14 protein-coding genes are annotated in these 16,299 nt (G+C 35.8%); 3 read left to right on the plus strand and 11 right to left on the minus strand.

The features are described from left to right. Positions 1-461: 461 nt before the first annotated feature. Together B4F31_RS05510 and B4F31_RS05515 are read right to left on the minus strand one after the other, a co-directional pair. Positions 462-896 carry a hypothetical protein gene (locus B4F31_RS05510; protein ID WP_286760823.1) on the minus strand — a complete coding sequence of 145 codons (435 nt, stop codon included), beginning with the start codon at positions 894-896 and terminating at the stop codon, positions 462-464. Between the two features lie 382 nt (positions 897-1,278). Beyond that, complete coding sequence (locus B4F31_RS05515; RefSeq protein ID WP_286760824.1) at positions 1,279-1,647, minus strand: hypothetical protein; 369 nt, start codon at positions 1,645-1,647, stop codon at positions 1,279-1,281. A gap of 842 nt (positions 1,648-2,489) precedes the next feature. On the opposite strand from B4F31_RS05515, the gene B4F31_RS05520 reads away from it, so the two are divergent. The 3 genes from B4F31_RS05520 to B4F31_RS05530 are packed head-to-tail and all read left to right on the plus strand — an operon-like array spanning position 2,490 to position 9,754. Continuing rightward, positions 2,490-5,492 carry a SusC/RagA family TonB-linked outer membrane protein gene (locus B4F31_RS05520; protein ID WP_286760825.1) on the plus strand — a complete coding sequence of 1,001 codons (3,003 nt, stop codon included), beginning with the start codon at positions 2,490-2,492 and terminating at the stop codon, positions 5,490-5,492. An 11-nt stretch (positions 5,493-5,503) separates the two neighbouring features. After that, the gene (locus B4F31_RS05525; protein ID WP_286760826.1) at positions 5,504-6,889 is read left to right on the plus strand and encodes a RagB/SusD family nutrient uptake outer membrane protein; all 1,386 of its coding nucleotides are present in this window, start codon (positions 5,504-5,506) and stop codon (positions 6,887-6,889) included. 27 nt (positions 6,890-6,916) lie between these two features. Next, positions 6,917-9,754: a M16 family metallopeptidase gene (locus B4F31_RS05530; protein ID WP_286760827.1), complete on the plus strand. Its 2,838-nt coding sequence runs from the start codon at positions 6,917-6,919 to the stop codon at positions 9,752-9,754. 65 nt (positions 9,755-9,819) lie between these two features. Here B4F31_RS05530 and B4F31_RS05535 read toward each other — a convergent pair whose 3' ends face one another. The 9 genes from B4F31_RS05535 to B4F31_RS05575 form a co-directional block, all read right to left on the minus strand. Continuing rightward, complete coding sequence (locus tag B4F31_RS05535; protein ID WP_286760828.1) at positions 9,820-10,137, minus strand: DUF6520 family protein; 318 nt, start codon at positions 10,135-10,137, stop codon at positions 9,820-9,822. Positions 10,138-10,381: 244 nt separating this feature from the next. Further along, positions 10,382-11,320, minus strand: a complete 939-nt coding sequence (locus B4F31_RS05540) for a helix-turn-helix domain-containing protein (RefSeq protein ID WP_286760829.1) — start codon at positions 11,318-11,320, stop codon at positions 10,382-10,384. A 14-nt stretch (positions 11,321-11,334) separates the two neighbouring features. Beyond that, complete coding sequence (locus tag B4F31_RS05545; RefSeq protein ID WP_286760830.1) at positions 11,335-11,703, minus strand: hypothetical protein; 369 nt, start codon at positions 11,701-11,703, stop codon at positions 11,335-11,337. A gap of 251 nt (positions 11,704-11,954) precedes the next feature. Next, entirely contained in the window at positions 11,955-12,428 is a 474-nt protein-coding gene (nusG, locus tag B4F31_RS05550; protein ID WP_093304139.1) for a transcription termination/antitermination protein NusG, read from the minus strand. Between the two features lie 279 nt (positions 12,429-12,707). Then, on the minus strand, positions 12,708-13,073 hold the full coding sequence (locus B4F31_RS05555; RefSeq protein ID WP_286760831.1) for a DUF2200 domain-containing protein: 366 nt from the start codon (positions 13,071-13,073) through the stop codon (positions 12,708-12,710). Between the two features lie 126 nt (positions 13,074-13,199). Further along, entirely contained in the window at positions 13,200-14,264 is a 1,065-nt protein-coding gene (locus B4F31_RS05560) for a glycoside hydrolase family 43 protein (RefSeq protein ID WP_286760832.1), read from the minus strand. Positions 14,265-14,367: 103 nt separating this feature from the next. Next, positions 14,368-14,838 carry an OsmC family protein gene (locus B4F31_RS05565; protein WP_286760833.1) on the minus strand — a complete coding sequence of 157 codons (471 nt, stop codon included), beginning with the start codon at positions 14,836-14,838 and terminating at the stop codon, positions 14,368-14,370. 44 nt (positions 14,839-14,882) lie between these two features. After that, positions 14,883-15,326, minus strand: a complete 444-nt coding sequence (locus B4F31_RS05570; RefSeq protein WP_286760834.1) for a methyltransferase family protein — start codon at positions 15,324-15,326, stop codon at positions 14,883-14,885. Between the two features lie 156 nt (positions 15,327-15,482). Beyond that, positions 15,483-16,058 carry a Crp/Fnr family transcriptional regulator gene (locus tag B4F31_RS05575; RefSeq protein WP_286760835.1) on the minus strand — a complete coding sequence of 192 codons (576 nt, stop codon included), beginning with the start codon at positions 16,056-16,058 and terminating at the stop codon, positions 15,483-15,485. Positions 16,059-16,299: the final 241 nt, after the last annotated feature.

Genomic DNA, 16,299 nt, shown 5'->3' on the forward strand with positions numbered 1-16,299 from the left:
AAAATTATTAACTAAATTTAACTTTCATTAATAATTAAATTTAATCCCCTTTTTGTTAATGAAAATGAAGAAAAGATGGTCCTTACTTAAAGTTATTTTTAATGTATCTAAACATTCTAAGCATAATTATTAGCTAATTTTTTCAAGAAATTTATAATTAACTTAATAGAACCGCATGATTTTGCCCCATTTGTTTAAAAATGCCAAACGGGTTAGTGAAATCTTTGAGTAGTAAATTTAAAAGCTGGTTTCTTACCCTGAAAGGAATAAAGTATTGAAATAATGGATTCTTTAATAGGGCCTCTTAATTTTTTCCTTTAGTGTTAGAACTCCCCTGGTGGGGGTTCCATAAGTCTTTAAGCAAGATATTTCTTGTTTTTCTTAACCTGGAGTTTTAATGCTCAATCCAGATTCAAATAATCATTTAAAAACTCCATTCGTAAGCTAGATTTTTTCTTTTCTTACACGACTACAAAATCTTCCCCATAGGCATCTTCTTCAGTAAGATAAACCCCATCTAAAACTTCCAGGGCTTTAGGTTCTTCATTTAGGTAAAAGCAAAAGCGATTTATTCCTTCCTTCTCCAGGTAGGCTTCGTTGGTCTTTTTAAGGATAGTCCTGGAGACTGCACAGTCTTTGTTCTGGCCATCATCAAATTTTAGTCTTAATATATACACATCTTCAATTTCCTTTTGAAGTTGTGTTCCATCTTCTAATTCTGCTATTAATTTAAAATGCTCATCAGGTTTGGAAATTTCAATAACATCAGGAACCTCAAAGGAGTGCCCCCAATGGTATTTTCTATTATTTTCACTTTCTTTTCCACAGTGATATTGATCAGCATATTCTTGTGAATAACTATTGTTTATACATCTAAAATTTAGTTGAATTGTCATGATAATTAATTTTAAGCCATTGCCGTCGATTTCGTTCAAGGGGAAAGTCTATCGAGTTGAAGATCTCCAGGAAAAAGCATTGCACAAAAATGTTAAAATAAAAACATTCACTTCAATAAATAAAGTTAAAGACAATTCAAAATTCTTCTCATTAAATTAACTTCACATAAATAACCTCATCCCTATACATATTTAACTGGCAAAGAATCAGCTTAGTTAATCTCGAAGTTTTGGAACGGTCACGTTAGGCTCTCGAAAAAATGGGATTGATGAATTTATAGTTTCTGCGCATAGGTTAAAGTTACTAAAGTTAGTGGTGAGGTCGGAAAACTAGCGAGAGGAGAGAACGCGATTCGACTGCGTTCCAACGGAGCTCCATCTGCTAATCGGTAGTTTCCCCTTCCTTGGGCAGAAGTTTGGAAATATCTCTTTTGGTATGATTATATACTGCCTCGCGTATTGCAACTTTTAGTACGGTCTCATATTCAGTGTTAGTAATGTCAGCAGTATTCAGGATATCTTCCAACGTTAACTTCCTTGGATCATGATAACGATTGATTAAAGTGTTGTATCCTAGGCCAAGCGCACTTCGAATACCTGTAATATATTCTCCGGGAATTTCTTTCATATTTTTTATATCATTAGTTGCAAATCTGGATTTTAAGGTTCTTAATGCTTTCTTCAAAGTCTTTGCATTAACATTCGGATCTTCTTTTGCAGTATTATGGTCTCTTGTGTTTTTCGATTTCATGACAGATCTTTTTTTGTCTATCAAAAATGGGGTTATCTGCCTGTAAATCAATTAAATAATACAGTATCAGTTATAATTATTACTAAATTAGTAATATATAATTTGGTTTTTACAATAATTATATTTAATATTGTTTTATACAATACGTCATGTGTATGAATTATTTTATCTTTTATAATATAAATAATCTCTACACTTACTAATATAGTATTAACAAAGAGTCTCGACTGCGAATTCCGACAATTTGCTTAACGGACGAGACGGTAGGTTAATGCCCGGGGTGATATTTTGTGTACATTCGTACCGCTATAGCACCAAGGGCTCTATCGTAATCCCGTTCCGTTGGCCGTCGGAAGCCCGCAGTGCGGTTGATAGAGCCCGCTATAGTATTTGGTTCTATCTATACTGGAGAGACTCGTTTTCAACTAATCAATATGAAAACGGGTTTTTTATTTTACATAGTACTCATTTCCGCCACCCAGGGCGGCGACTCCCTCTTCAACGGCCCATCGGCCGCAGAACGGCTATTTTCAGTTAAACCCAGAAATCCTATTTAAGTTATTTTCTTCATAGTCTCCAACAAATCTGGAGCACCTAAATGATACCCTCTAAAGAACTTAGCAAATTCATAAAGCCCTTACCGATGCTTGAAAAAACTGGATGCTCTTGCCCTTCCGGTCAAGGCTAAGGTTTCGGTAAAAGAGTGAAGAAAATTGCAAAATGAAAAGAAAAGTGAGTTAGCCTAAGGCATTAAGCCCAAAACATTCCCCTAAGATTGACGTCCGGAGGGGAAGGTTTAGGCTTAAATAAAACAATGTTTCATTCAAAACACACGTAAAATTATGAAAAATAATTACTCGCGCCTTAAATGGGTGGCGCTAATTATTCTTGGCGGAATGCTAATGTTCCTGTCAATGGTTGCAACTGCAGCAACTACCTCTCCTCTACCCTTGCAACAACAAGAAGTATCGGGTATAGTACAAGATCAAAATGGGCTTCCTATTCCAGGAGTTACCATTACAATAAAAAATACCAACCGTGGTACCGTGACCAACCTAGATGGGGAATATAATATTACAGCTCCTGCAAATGGAGTTTTAGTATTCTCTTTTATAGGCTATACTACCGTCGAAATCGAAATAGATGGACGGACAGAAATAGACATACAACTGCAAGAAGACATTGCCGCTCTTGGTGAAGTAAAGATAAATGCTGGGTATTATAACACTACAGACAGAAAAAGAACGGGTAGTATTTCACGAGTTACGAGTGAAGATATTGAGCAACAGCCAATAGTAAGTCCACTGGAAGCATTACAAGGAAGGATGGCCGGTGTAGAAGTAGAACAACCAAACGGAGTTCGGGGAGCAGCTTCCTCTATCCGCATTCGCGGAAGGAACAGTCTTAGACTAGAAGGTGACCAACCACTGTTTATAATAGACGGGGTACCAATTAATGCCAACTCCATAAATAGTATAAGTCCATTCACCCAAAATAGCGGTATGGACCCATTAAGTACTCTAAACTTATCAAATATAGAGAGCATTGAGGTTTTAAAAGATGCCGATGCCACAGCGATTTATGGTTCAAGAGGGGCCAATGGAGTCGTACTTATTAGTACTAAAAGAAATAAAGGCGGCGATACCCAGGTGGAGGCTAAATTATACACCGGCTTTTCAAAGGTTTCCAATCGGATGGATTTAATGAACACTGCAGAATATTTGGAAGTCCGCCGAACAGCATTTGAAAATGACGGAGCCACTCCTAATGAGTATAATGCTAGAGACCTACTTCGTTGGGATCAAAATCAGGAAACGGATTGGCAGGAAGAATTATTGGGAGGAACTTCTCCAATAACAGATTTAAATATAGCAGTATCTGGAGGCAATGAACAAACGTCGTTCAGACTGGGAGGTTCATATAGAAAAGAAGGATCGGTGTTCCCTGGAACTTTTGAATATAATAAAGTGACCGCAAATCTTAGTTTAAATCACCGATCAAAAGACAATAAATTTGCGTTGGACCTTACAGCAAATTATGGTGTAGACAATAACCAGCTATTCTTCGGTTCCGATTTTGTAAGAATGGCAGTCACCCTACCTCCAAATGCCCCTGAATTATATAATGAAGATGGCACCTTAAATTGGGCAGAAAACAGCTGGACCAATCCACTAAACGGCTTATTCAAACCTCAAGATATAGAAACCAATAGTCTGTTAAGCAATCTTAGCTTAAAATACAACTTTGGAAAAGGTCTGGAGTTTAAAACTAATTTTGGTTACTCTAATTTGAAAAGCGGAGAGGTTACAAAAAATCTCATTAATGCTTTTAATCCTGTTACTTGGGGATATATAAGTCTTTTCTCCTATCATACCGATACCCGTAGAAATTCCTGGATCATAGAACCTCAAATGACCTATAATAAGCAATTCGGTGCTTTTAATATAAATGCAATTACTGGATTAACTTTTCAGGAAAATCAAAATAATCTTTTAACAATGGACGGTACTGGTTATGGTGATGATAGTCTAGTTGGAAACCTTAGTGCGGCGGATGAGGTAAGGGTAACTTCGGACCAAGAAATAAATTACCGCTATGCCGCTATATTTGGTCGATTGGGCCTGGATTGGAAGAATAAATATTATTTAAATATTACTGGGCGAAAAGATGGTTCCTCTAGGTTTGGACCAAATAAACGTATTGCAAATTTTGGAGCCGTAGGCGCAGCCTGGATCTTTTCGGAAGAAGCTTTTATTAAGAGAAATTTGCCCTTTTTAAGTTTTGGAAAACTTAGGGGTAGTTACGGAACTACTGGAAGTGATCAGATTCCGGATTATGGTTTTATGGATACTTACGAAGCTACGGATGGCCCTGGCGGTTTATACCCCACTAAACTTTATAATCCGAACTTTTCTTGGGAAATCAATAAAAAGTTAGAAGCCGCTTTACAACTCGGTCTTTTAGACGATCGTATAAACTTAGAAATTAACTGGTATAGAAACAGGTCTTCCAATCAGTTAACCGGCTATCCTTTACCAGCCATAACAGGATTTAGTTCAGTACAGGCCAATCTTCCCGCCACCATTGAAAATTCTGGTTGGGAAATAGCCCTAAATACAACAAATGTTCAAAATGAGGAATTTTCCTGGAGGACTTTTTTAAATTTCACACTCCCTAAAAATAAATTGGTAGAGTTTGATAATTTGGATCTAACTCCTTATAGACAAACCTATAAGGTTGGAGAGCCTTTAAGTATAGCCTTGGTCTATAGATATGAAGGTATTAATCCTGAAACAGGACGCTATGAGGTACAGGATGTAAATGAAGATGGTAGACTGGATTTTAGTGACAGAACAGGCACAGCTTTCGTAGGCAGAAAGTATTATGGAGGAGTTCAGAATACAATTAAAATAAAAAATTTCAACCTCGGTTTTCTTTTTGAATATATAAAACAGAATCGACATAGCTATCTCTTTGAAATAGCAAATTCTCCGGGTACCTACGGTAATAATTCTACACAAATTTTGGATGCATGGACCCAGCCGGGAGACCAAACAAACATTCAACAGCTATCCACATCTACCCCTTCTTCTGCTGCATTTTCTAATGCAATGCTATCTGATGAAATGATAACGGACGCATCCTTTTTACGTTTAAAAACACTTTCGCTTAGTTACCAATTCTCGGAGTCTTTTGTAGAACGTATAGGATTGAAAGAACTGGACCTTTATATACACGGTCAAAATTTATTTACAATGACAGATTACCTTGGCCTCGATCCTCAAGGAGGCATGGCAGTTCCTCCTATGCGTACCATTACTTCCGGTCTCAGATTAACCCTTTAAAAATAAATATGATGAAATATATCAAAATTCTCGTACTGGCTCTTTCCATCGTTTTACAACTTTCCTGTGAAGATTTTGTTGAAATTGAAATTCCTGATGATAGGATAATCAATGAAAGTGTTTTTAACAGGGATAAAACTGCTAATAGTGCGGTAAAAGGTATTTATAATGAACTATACCAAGCAAACTTCTCCGGTGGTTTTCAGACATCAATTACTGTTCTTTCTGCCCTATCGGCGGATAATCTGAAGGCCACGGTAACAACCGAAAATCTACTTGAGTTTGAAGAAAATGAAATTTTTATCAAAAACAGCTATAACCTGGGCATTTGGTCAAGCGCCTATAATATTATTTATATGTCCAATGCCGTGATAGAAGGTCTAACTGGAAATAACAATATATCCACGGAATTAAATAAAAAGCTTACTGGAGAAGCCCGTTTTATTCGGGCATTCACCTATTACTACTTGGTCAATCTATACGGCGAGGTGCCGTTAGTTTTAGCCACCGATTACGAAATAAATTCTCGGAAAACCAGAAATAGCACCTCCGAAATTTATTCTCAGATCGTTCAAGATTTAGAAATTGCCGCCGAACAATTAGGGAATACCTACGAGAATGGCGAACGATTACGTGCTAACAGGTTTACGGCTTTGGCATTGCTGGCAAGGGTGTATCTAAATGTGGGAGAATGGGAACTGGCGGAGACTTATAGTACGGAAATAATTGATGCATCAGAAACTTTTGAACTATTACCCCATGAAGAAGTATTTATGGCTAACAGCAGAGAGGCTATCTGGCAAATATCTCCCCTGGAAGGAGGATCTTCCAGAAGCAATACCCAGGAAGGTGCATTGTTTATTTTGCTCGATGATCCTGGACGTGTTGCTCTAACCGAGGACCTTATAGAATCATTTGAGAGCAATGACGCCCGACTGGATCAATGGATCGGACTTTTAGAAACAGAAAATGAGAGCTACTATTTTCCTTATAAATATAAGGTTAAAAATACCATAGATGGAAATTTAGAATACTCTATGGTTATGCGCCTTGCAGAACAATATTTAATAAGGGCTGAAGCTCGTGCTGAGCTGGGTAAATTGGCCGAGAGCATTAGTGATTTGAATGATATAAGGCAGCGGTCAGATCTAATCCCTCTAGATCTAGATGATCCAAGTATCACATCAGATAAGGTAATAAACCTCATCCTGGAAGAACGCAGAAAAGAATTATTTACAGAATGGGGTCACCGATGGCTGGACCTTAAACGTAAAGATAAAGCAGGGGCTGTTTTATCTTCAAAAAAACCACTTTGGGATGATACCGATATTTTATATCCCATTCCAGAAGATGAACTATTAAAAAATCCTAACCTGACTCAAAATTCAGGTTATTAATATCAAACAATAATTTTTAATAACGTGATGATCAGAACAAAAAAAAGCATATTCCTATCGCTTATTCTCAACCTCATAATTAGTATTTCGTTGGCTAACACGAGTAATTCCAACGATAGTATACCACTTGATGCCAATATCAGGTATGGAAAATTACCCAACGGGCTGACTTACTATATTAAACCCATTGATAATCCCGGTGCCGGATTAAATATAAGACTTGTAGTCAAAGCTGGTATTAAACAAGAAAAAGATGGGGAGTTAGACTTTGCTCATATTACAGAACATTTGGGCTTTGTCGCTGGAAAAAATATTTCAAGAAAGAAATCTACCCATCTTTTTGATGAAGCCGGGGTACGTCTGTCACAACTCAATGGATTTACTGCTGGAAATTACACAGATTATTTCGTTCAGGTTTCTGACAATAATGAAAAAGGTATATCCCTGACTTTAAAATTTTTCAAAGATATTTTATGGAATTTAGAACTGAACGAAAAGAGTATAGACCTGGAGAGAATAACTGTTTTTGATGAAACAAACGGTGGGGTTTTTAACTTGGGAATCCATTCATTTCATTTGGAACAGCAAATTACAGGCTGGGGTGCCGAAATCCCCGAAGATTTCGAAAAACATATAAAAACATTTGATCATGAAAAATTAATTGAGTTCTATAAAAGATGGTATCGTCCCGATTTAATGGCTATTGTCATAGTTGGAAATATAGACAATATTGATAAGGTGGAAAAAGAGATTAATGAAAAATTTGATAAAAAAAAGGAGCCGGGTAATCCTGTCGATCCTACTGTTGATCAAATGAATTACCTTGATAAAACACCTCAATTCTACAAAAAAGAACTGCAAGGTGATAATGACTATTTAATATATAAACCCATACATTTAAATTTTTACTTCCGTCAAAATATCAATATTAAGGATCAAAGTAATAATGGGTTAAAGGATCAATTGATAAGGAATTTATTTATCGAACTATTGAACAAAAAGTACTTACAAGTACTACAACAGTACAACACTTTTAGCGCAATTCGAGCTGAATTTCTGAACCCCCCTGCCGCTTTGAAACTCGAAATTGTTCCAATGGAAGGATTAAAAAAGGATTATATTGATACTGCACTCAAAACCTTGAAAGGAATAAAGCAATACGGGTTTTCTACCGAAGATTTCAATCTTGGCAAAGCAGAATATCTTAATTCAATTAGGCAATCCGACACCTTAAGCCTGTCTTATTGGAAAAGTCAAATCATTAATCATTTTGTCTACGGAGAGGCTTTACCCGAAAACAAGGAACAGCTTCAGGAAAGGATTTTACAAAACCTGGAAAAGGAAGAATTTCATAATGCTATAAAAAATTACATTAAGGATAAACCAGAAGATATAAGTATTGTGGCATATAAAGGTGATCCTGCGTTAAAGAATCCCGAAAAAAAGATAAAAAATTGGATAAATGAAATAAGCAATGAAACGGTGGAAAAACCTGATCGCCCTGAAAAGAAGTTAAGTTTAATGGATACTGTGCAAACTAACGCACTGGAGAAAACATCGGTAAAAGTTTTAGAGACTGAAATCACTGGAGCTAAAAGCTATCAATTGAAAAATGGGCTACGCATTATATTAAAAGATTCACAAAACCATTCTTCAGGTAAGGGTGCAGGTGAGAATAAAATAGTATTTCAGGGTTTTTCGCAACACGGGATAAAATGCTTTCCACAAGAAGATTATTTTTCTGCTTTAAACGCAACGGAAATAACGAGGAATTCGGGAGTGGGGAAACTTAATAAATTTGAATTAGAGCGATATTTAGACCGCTACAGATTTAAAGGTTTTGTATCCCCTTATATTGAAAATGATGCAGCAGGAATTAAGGCTAATATTGCTTTAAAAGATATAGAAACTGCTTTGCAATTAGTATACTTGTATTTTACCTCTCCTAATTTTAATACTACGGCCTTTGAAGATTGGAAGACTTATCAGAAAATTTATATAGCATATCAAAATTATCCCGTAGAAAACTTTGAAAGTAACATCCGAGAAGTTTTACCTGACAATGATTTTAAGCCAAAAGGCCGGAAATTTATTGAAGGGTTGGCCTATACAGATTTAAATAGGGCCAAGGAAATCTTTAATCAAATCTTCAATGATGCGGAAAATTTCACCTTTTTATTTTCAGGCGATTTTAATGAGGAAGAAGTTTTAAATCTTTGCCGAAAATATCTTGGTAATCTCCCTGTCACATCGGAATATTCAAGGTGTATAAGTAAAAGTGAAGAATCATTAGTTCTACCGGTTGAATCAAAGACTTTTCATTCTGTAGCATCTTTGAATTCCACGATGGTTAAAATGGTTTATGTGAAGGAATCGAATATTTCCTCTATGGACTGGCAGGAAGAAATCAAGTTGATTCTCTTAAACCATATTATGAAAGAATCGTTAATGCGTCGATTACGATTTAAATCCGAAGAAGGAGGCACTTATGAGGTGACGCCTGGTTTAAATATTGTTAACTCCCATAATTATATTGAAATTCCTATTGGTTTTAATTCAGACCCTAAAGATGTTGAACGATTAATTGGAGAAGTTCAAAACTTTATTGAGGAGCTGAAGAGCTCACCTGTAGAAATTTCATTTTTTGAAAAATTAAAAAAAACACAATTAAATGATAAAATAAGCTATGGCCTTGCTTTAGCCAAAATGCTAAGGCATTCGAAGGATAATTATCCTTGGTTGGATAAAGAAGAAAGAAATGCATTTATTAATTCCTTACATCCAAATGATATACAAGAAACAGCCAATAATTATTTAAGCAATAAACCGATAATTTTTAAAATGCTTCCAAAAGAAAATAAATAATAGCGAATTAGGCATGCGAATGAAAAAAGTGTACAGCCAAATAAGGCTGTACACTAATCATTTAATTAATCAGTAGGAGGAAAACCTTCAAGGCTCTTGATATCTACCACTCCTATTGCAGGATCACCCAGATCTTCCGAATTGTATACCTGATAGGTAGCCCCCAGGGTCGGGTCTTCTTCAAATGATACACGGCATTCCGCATCTCCTATTCCACAGTCAACCTCAATTGGATACCAGTTGTTTCCAATATTTACATACATGGTTGCATAGCTATCACTTTCTGATAATTCGAGTTTCGGTTCTGAATCTACAGTAGCAAAAGTCAATCCTATGGCAAATATAAATGCCATCATCGGTAATATTAATTTTCTAAATTTCATAATATTTAAATTTAATTGTTAATAAATATGCCGTTGTAAAACAGGTATTCGGCCTCACCTGCATCATCGCGCAATAATATTTTTAGAACTATTCTCTTCTTTTTAATTCAATTAGAATATTGAGTTTAAAAAGAATATAAATCCAGAATAGTTTTTTTTCTTTTTCTATGAATATAAAGGTCTGCAATAATCATATTCCAGATGAACCATGAAATGTTCTCGGGGAGTATTTTTCTTCCTTGGCCTAATTATGTCTATCAAAGAAGGCCTTCTTTCGGAATTGCAAAGGCGATATTCCATATTTTTTCCGAAAGCGATTACAGTAGTGAGAAGATGTTTTGAAACCATAATTAGTAGCCACGTCCTTTATTTTAATATCGCTTTTCTCTAGTAAAAAAGTACTGGCCTCAAGGCGCTTTTCCATATCGTATTTTAATACTGCCATACCGTACCGATCTTTGAAAGCTTTCTGCATAGCACTTATACTGGCTCCTGCTTCCCCAGCAGTAAACTCTAATGAAGGAATGAATGAAGTTTGGTATTTAAGAAGTACATCATGTACTTTTTGGGCCAGTAAAAAATCGCCAATTGTCTTAGAGTTGTTTTTAGCTTTTTTACCGGGAAAAGTTTGTAAAGTATCTTGTTCCGGTGTGGCTATGGGAGGAACCGGTTGCTGAGGATCAAAGCCTATAATAATATACCAGGAATCCTCTAACAATACTCTGGTTTGTATTACTTGTATATGCAAAGGAATTAATAATTCACTCTCTTCCTTAAAATCCAGGATCCCCATATCATAACAGCCTAAGGATTTTTTATCCCATTCATTCCAGTGTTTTAAAAATTTTCTTTTTCCGTCTCTAGTTAGCAGGTCACTAATTGTTTTTGGTATTAATTCCTTTGAGATAATTTCATGATTCACATCGGTATGAGTCAGCAATTCTTTCTTTGAATTTGTTAGAAGAATAATTTGAGGACGTGTAAAAACCTGGGTTTTCTTGATTTCATTAAACATCCAATTCAGACGGAAATTGGTATTGTTAATTAACATGCCAAGGGTGTCTTTCCAGTCCATGGCATCTGAAATCGGAATTCTGTGTGAAAGATTGCCTGAAGCCATTTTAAGCAAAGTCTTTACTAATTGGTTAAACCTCTGATCGTATATCTGATGTGGTGCGAGCATATCAAAAGGAATTATTACTTATACTTTTGGAGAAAATCCAGAGCTTGCTGGTTATTATTGAAAATTTGAGTAGGTTTTCCTGGATGGTGAAATTTTAGAAAGATTTCTGCCAAAATTCTATGATAATACAAAGTGCAGAGCACTGAGATGGCCGGGATCAGAGTGGCACCCTCCCTGCCCAGGTATTCGGCGGCCTCTTCACTTACAACCTTAAGGTTATGAATGTTGCATAAAACTGGATAGGGAGTATTATTCTGAAACTTAAATCTACTGGCGACAAGTAGTTCCGCCTTTTTCAGATCTAGTTCAGCTATAGGTTTAAATGTGAAAAAAAGAATTCCCTCACTAACCCACATCGTGGCATATTCAGATTCTTCCTGCATATTAATTTGTTTCCAGGTGAAATCTATCGGGTAGGGCTCAAGAATTATTGGGCAATATAAATATAATAAGTTTTTTGTTTACTCAGGAAATTGCCTGGTAAGCCTAAAAAGTGTTCTCTAAAGTTTTATTTTGAGTAAAGGAAGGTGAATCAACCACCTTTAGGCTAAATAAGTTTTTGGGGAAATAACAAAATTTCGAAAGAAACCTGTTTAAACAGAATTATGATGGGTATCGATTTCTAATTTTCTATCTAAATAATCTCTTTGGTTTGAACTTCTAACGTAAACCCAAGTTCGGGAAGTACAAGGCGCATTTTTCTCTTTCCAATATCGCGAATTATGGCTTCCTGCTGTTTGAAGGCACCGTTTTTAATGGTTATTTTATCTCCTTCATTTAGATGCTCTACTTTTGCGCCATCCACTTTATCTTCTTCAAGCCATTCGCGTATTACTTTAATCTCCTTATCTCTTACAATAGCCGGTTTGCCTAACCAAAATAAATACCGAATCACGCCGGGGACCTCAAAAACTCTGTTGCGATTTTTTTCCTCCATCTTTATAAAAACATAAGATTTAAAGAGAGGCGTTTTGATTTTCTTCTTTCTATCGCTCCATTGTTTTATCTCTGTGATAAAAGGGCAATAGACCTCAACGCCCATTTGCTGCAAACCGTTGGCTACTCTTTTTTCCATCCTGGGTTTGGTATATAAAACGTACCACGACATAGCTAAGATTTTTTTATCATCTCTTCGTAGTAGGGTAATTTGAAGAAATTTTAGATTGAATTGTTAGTTAGTAGCATCAAAATTACAAAGATTTTGAGTAGAAATAAGGCCTGGCGCCCGTTGAAATTAGAATCAATCTTTGAAACACTCAGGCATAGTTAGTTATTTTTAAAATATTAGGAAATGGGTGACTAAAACCGTTTTACAAAAAAGTAACTGGCAGTTTTAATACAACACTTACCTAACTGAATTATTATATACCAGGTGGTAAAAAATGTCTCAATCACTTCTCAAAATTTTCTCCATAGTTTTAGCCTTCGCAAGTTCGTCTACCAACTTGTCTAAATACCTTACTTTTTGAGTTAGGGGATTATCGATTTCCTCTACGCGGTAACCACAAATTACCCCGGTAATAAGGTGCGCATTCCGATTTAAATTTGCGCGCTCAAAAAAAGTTTGGAAGCTTACTTTTTCTTCAATGAGTTCCTTCTGCTTTTTTTTATCAAAACCGGTTAACCACTCAATCACCTTTTCAAGTTCTTCTTCTGTACGTCCTTTCTTCTCCACCTTGGTAAGATAATGTGGATATACCGAAGCAAAGGTCATTTTTGCCATTCGCTCGTTGTGTTTGAATGTTGTTTTCATAACCTAATATTTATTACCTGCTAATTGCTATTATTTTCAACTAAAAACAGGTTTAAGTTCTAAAATTATTGGTGGTTTTACCACCTTTAAAAATATCCCGGATTATAACTTTCTAAATCCCTCATTCTATTTAATATTTTCCATACTCATTTCTTTATCACTTAACTCCTGGCCAAAAAAGGGCATTCCGTCTTTCCACTTCAATACTCTTGCCCTGGTGTGCCTATTTGGGTCGTAAAGAGGTTCGCCATCAATTTCTTTATAATTACGGGCGTGATAAATCATTATATCGGTTTCTCCATCTTCAGCTTTCGTAAAGCTATTATGGCCGGGACCAAAACGCTTCAGAACGGGATTACTGTAAAATACCGGTTCTGGTAATTTATGCCAGGAAGTGGGATCAAGAAGATCGGCATCACTATCGGCCCACATCAATCCTATGGAATAATTGGCATCGGTGGCACTGGCAGAAAATGTTACAAATACTTTTCCGTGACGAACAAGCACCGCAGGAGCTTCATTTACCCTGTGCCCCTGAATTTCCCAGTCGTAAGTAGGCTGTGAAATCACCACTTGTTTATCTGCAAGAGTCATTGGGCTGGTCATTTCAGCAATATACAGGCCGGTATTCATTATAGTATCTGAAGCCCTATCAGTCCAGATCATATACCGCTGGCCGTCCAGTTCAAAAGTAGTCGCATCCAGGGAAAAATCGTCCCGGTTACTAACCACCTGGCCTTCCTCTTTCCATTCCCCTTTGGTAGGATCGGCGGAAGGATTAGACAGGGCATACATTCTTATTTTCCATTTTTCTTCTGCTGAACCGGCTGCGAAATACACGTACCATTTTCCGTCTATTCGGTGCAGTTCTGGAGCCCAGATATGATTCCCCATTACTCCTTTATCATGTTTACGCCATATTATTACGGGCTCGGCTTCCTTTATGCCATTGATAGTTTTTGATTTACGAATTTCAATTCGATCATATTCCGGAACGGTTGCTATAAAATAATAGTTGCCATCTTCGGTCTTAGTCACAAACGGATCTGCTCTTTGTTCGGCTAAGGGATTATCAAATTGCAAGCTTTTTGTTTCCTCCATTCCGGTTTTTGAAGAACCACAGGAAAACGGTATTAAAAGAAGACTGAAAACTCCAAAAACTTTTACTATACCAACAAAAAAATTTCGCATTTTAATCAGGTTTTAATTTTTCCCCAATTTAATAAAACTATTTTAATTGTGTATTTCACACTTAAAATAGTTGGAGTTAATTCTGTTTAAGGTTTAGTTGCTTTTAATTTATGGTGGTGGTGGGGTTATATTCAATATCAAAATTACAGGAATTGGCAATAAAACACATTTTACCTGCTTCCTGGTGCAACTCATTTGCCTTTTGAATCATACTTTCTTTTGCTACTTTCACTTGAGGATTTAGCATGACTTTGGTAAACTTTCCGCTTCCATTAGGAGCTTCTTCCATTACACCCGTGGCATTATCCAAATAGGCTATTACTATAATTTTGTGACTGGAACATAGATGTAAAAACCAAAGCATATGACAGGCCGCTATTGAAGATAAAAATAAATCTTCGGGATTATATTTGGTTTTATCGCCCAGGAAATCCGGATCTGCCGAACCCATAATTTCAGCATATTTTCCTTCTGCTAAAATCTTATGATTACGATTGTAAGATTTATAATCTAAAGTTCCATTACCTTCGTTACCCGTCCATTCTACACTTAGTTCGTATTGATGTCTTTTCATTTAAAATAATTGACTTATTATTTATACAAAGAAGTTAGGTCTTATTAAATCCACCGATTTACTCGAGACTTATATTTTCTATATTCTGCACCAAACTGTTTTTCCATTTCATTTTCTTCATAGGAAATATACCAGTAATTGGTGATCAAAATAAATAGTAAACAGCCAAGTATTGGGATCAATGTTCCTAATAAGACCCAAACTCCAAGTAAACTTATTAAAAAACCGAGATAAATTGGATTTCTGCTGTATTTAAAAAGTCCGTTTGTAACCAGTTTTCTTGGTTTTTTGAAGGTGTGGATTTCGGTATTTATTTTATTGAATTGCTTTTTAACTTTTATAGTCATAATTAAACCCAGCAGAATTAATATAATCCCAAGATAATTATATGGCTGCGGAATAAGTTTTAGAATTACAATCATATTCCTAATCAATACCATTAGAATAATACAAATTAGAAAAAGAAATGGTGGAATTAATTTTTTCATACCCCGGATGTTTAGTATTTGTAAACTACCTCGAAGCAAGCTCACGAAACATTCATTAAGAACATTGTTTAATTTTCGAGGCAAACCTCGGAGTATTTAAATCTCGATTATCGAGTAAAGGTATACCGCAAAAAAAACGATTACATTAACATAGGTTTATGCGCCCATATTTTTTCTAATTCGGCTTAAGGCAATGGGCGTGATACCCAAATAAGAGGCGATCATATGTTGTTTTACCCTTTTTTCCAGGTCTGGGTATTCTTCCAGAAATATGCGGTATCTACTTTCAGCATCCAGTAACAGGAATTCCCGTTCCCGCTTTTCTTTTACCGAATATCCTTTCTCTAATAATTTAACCAGCAGTAAATTCCACCTGGGATTTTGTGCTTTTAATTTTTGCCAGTTATTATAAGAAATGACTAAAACCCCTGATTCTTCCAGGGCTTCAATAAAGAAATAAGAAGTTGTTTTTGAGATCATTGCCGAATAGGAACTAATAAAACTCCCTTCAGGCATAAAGACTTTTGTAAATTCTTTGCCCTCTTGCGAAATATAAACATAACGGAACAAGCCGATCACTACAATACCAAATTTAACGGGAATTTGACCTGCTCTTATAAAATGAGATTTTGGATCGAAGTTTTCAATTTTGGATATTTCGGTAAACTCAGAAATTTCTTGTTCACTTAAGTCGGTGAATTTTCTAATCGATTTTATAATTTCTGCTAACATCTCTGAATTACTTCCACGAATTATTATAAACACTAAAATAATCAAATTCAGCAATTTAACTTAACAGATGCTTTCTATCAGCAGAAACATAACACCCGCCAATCAAAACTGTAACAAATTCTGAAATATCGCACCAATAAGCTATAAAATGAAATCATCTTATGAAAAATACTACCCAGGCTCTTGTTGCCAGGCTCAAAAAATCGGATAAAAGAACTAAGATTCTATGCTTGATCACAGC

It is taken from the genome of Salegentibacter sp. UBA1130 (assembly GCF_002311535.1).
GTDB classification, from domain to species: domain Bacteria; phylum Bacteroidota; class Bacteroidia; order Flavobacteriales; family Flavobacteriaceae; genus Salegentibacter; species Salegentibacter agarivorans.

What these genes read in the sequence shown, in the direction of transcription:
- B4F31_RS05520 (WP_286760825.1), top strand. Translation starts at nt 2,490, where the DNA reads ATGAAAAATAATTACTCGCGCCTTAAATGGGTGGCGCTAATTATTCTT.
- B4F31_RS05525 (WP_286760826.1), top strand. Translation starts at nt 5,504, where the DNA reads ATGAAATATATCAAAATTCTCGTACTGGCTCTTTCCATCGTTTTACAA.
- B4F31_RS05570 (WP_286760834.1), bottom strand. Translation starts at nt 15,326, where the DNA reads ATGAAAAAATTAATTCCACCATTTCTTTTTCTAATTTGTATTATTCTA.
- B4F31_RS05545 (WP_286760830.1), bottom strand. Translation starts at nt 11,703, where the DNA reads ATGCAGGAAGAATCTGAATATGCCACGATGTGGGTTAGTGAGGGAATT.
- B4F31_RS05560 (WP_286760832.1), bottom strand. Translation starts at nt 14,264, where the DNA reads ATGCGAAATTTTTTTGTTGGTATAGTAAAAGTTTTTGGAGTTTTCAGT.
- B4F31_RS05535 (WP_286760828.1), bottom strand. Translation starts at nt 10,137, where the DNA reads ATGAAATTTAGAAAATTAATATTACCGATGATGGCATTTATATTTGCC.
- B4F31_RS05575 (WP_286760835.1), bottom strand. Translation starts at nt 16,058, where the DNA reads ATGTTAGCAGAAATTATAAAATCGATTAGAAAATTCACCGACTTAAGT.
- B4F31_RS05510 (WP_286760823.1), bottom strand. Translation starts at nt 896, where the DNA reads ATGACAATTCAACTAAATTTTAGATGTATAAACAATAGTTATTCACAA.
- B4F31_RS05555 (WP_286760831.1), bottom strand. Translation starts at nt 13,073, where the DNA reads ATGAAAACAACATTCAAACACAACGAGCGAATGGCAAAAATGACCTTT.
- nusG (WP_093304139.1), bottom strand. Translation starts at nt 12,428, where the DNA reads ATGTCGTGGTACGTTTTATATACCAAACCCAGGATGGAAAAAAGAGTA.
- B4F31_RS05540 (WP_286760829.1), bottom strand. Translation starts at nt 11,320, where the DNA reads ATGCTCGCACCACATCAGATATACGATCAGAGGTTTAACCAATTAGTA.
- B4F31_RS05515 (WP_286760824.1), bottom strand. Translation starts at nt 1,647, where the DNA reads ATGAAATCGAAAAACACAAGAGACCATAATACTGCAAAAGAAGATCCG.
- B4F31_RS05530 (WP_286760827.1), top strand. Translation starts at nt 6,917, where the DNA reads ATGATCAGAACAAAAAAAAGCATATTCCTATCGCTTATTCTCAACCTC.
- B4F31_RS05565 (WP_286760833.1), bottom strand. Translation starts at nt 14,838, where the DNA reads ATGAAAAGACATCAATACGAACTAAGTGTAGAATGGACGGGTAACGAA.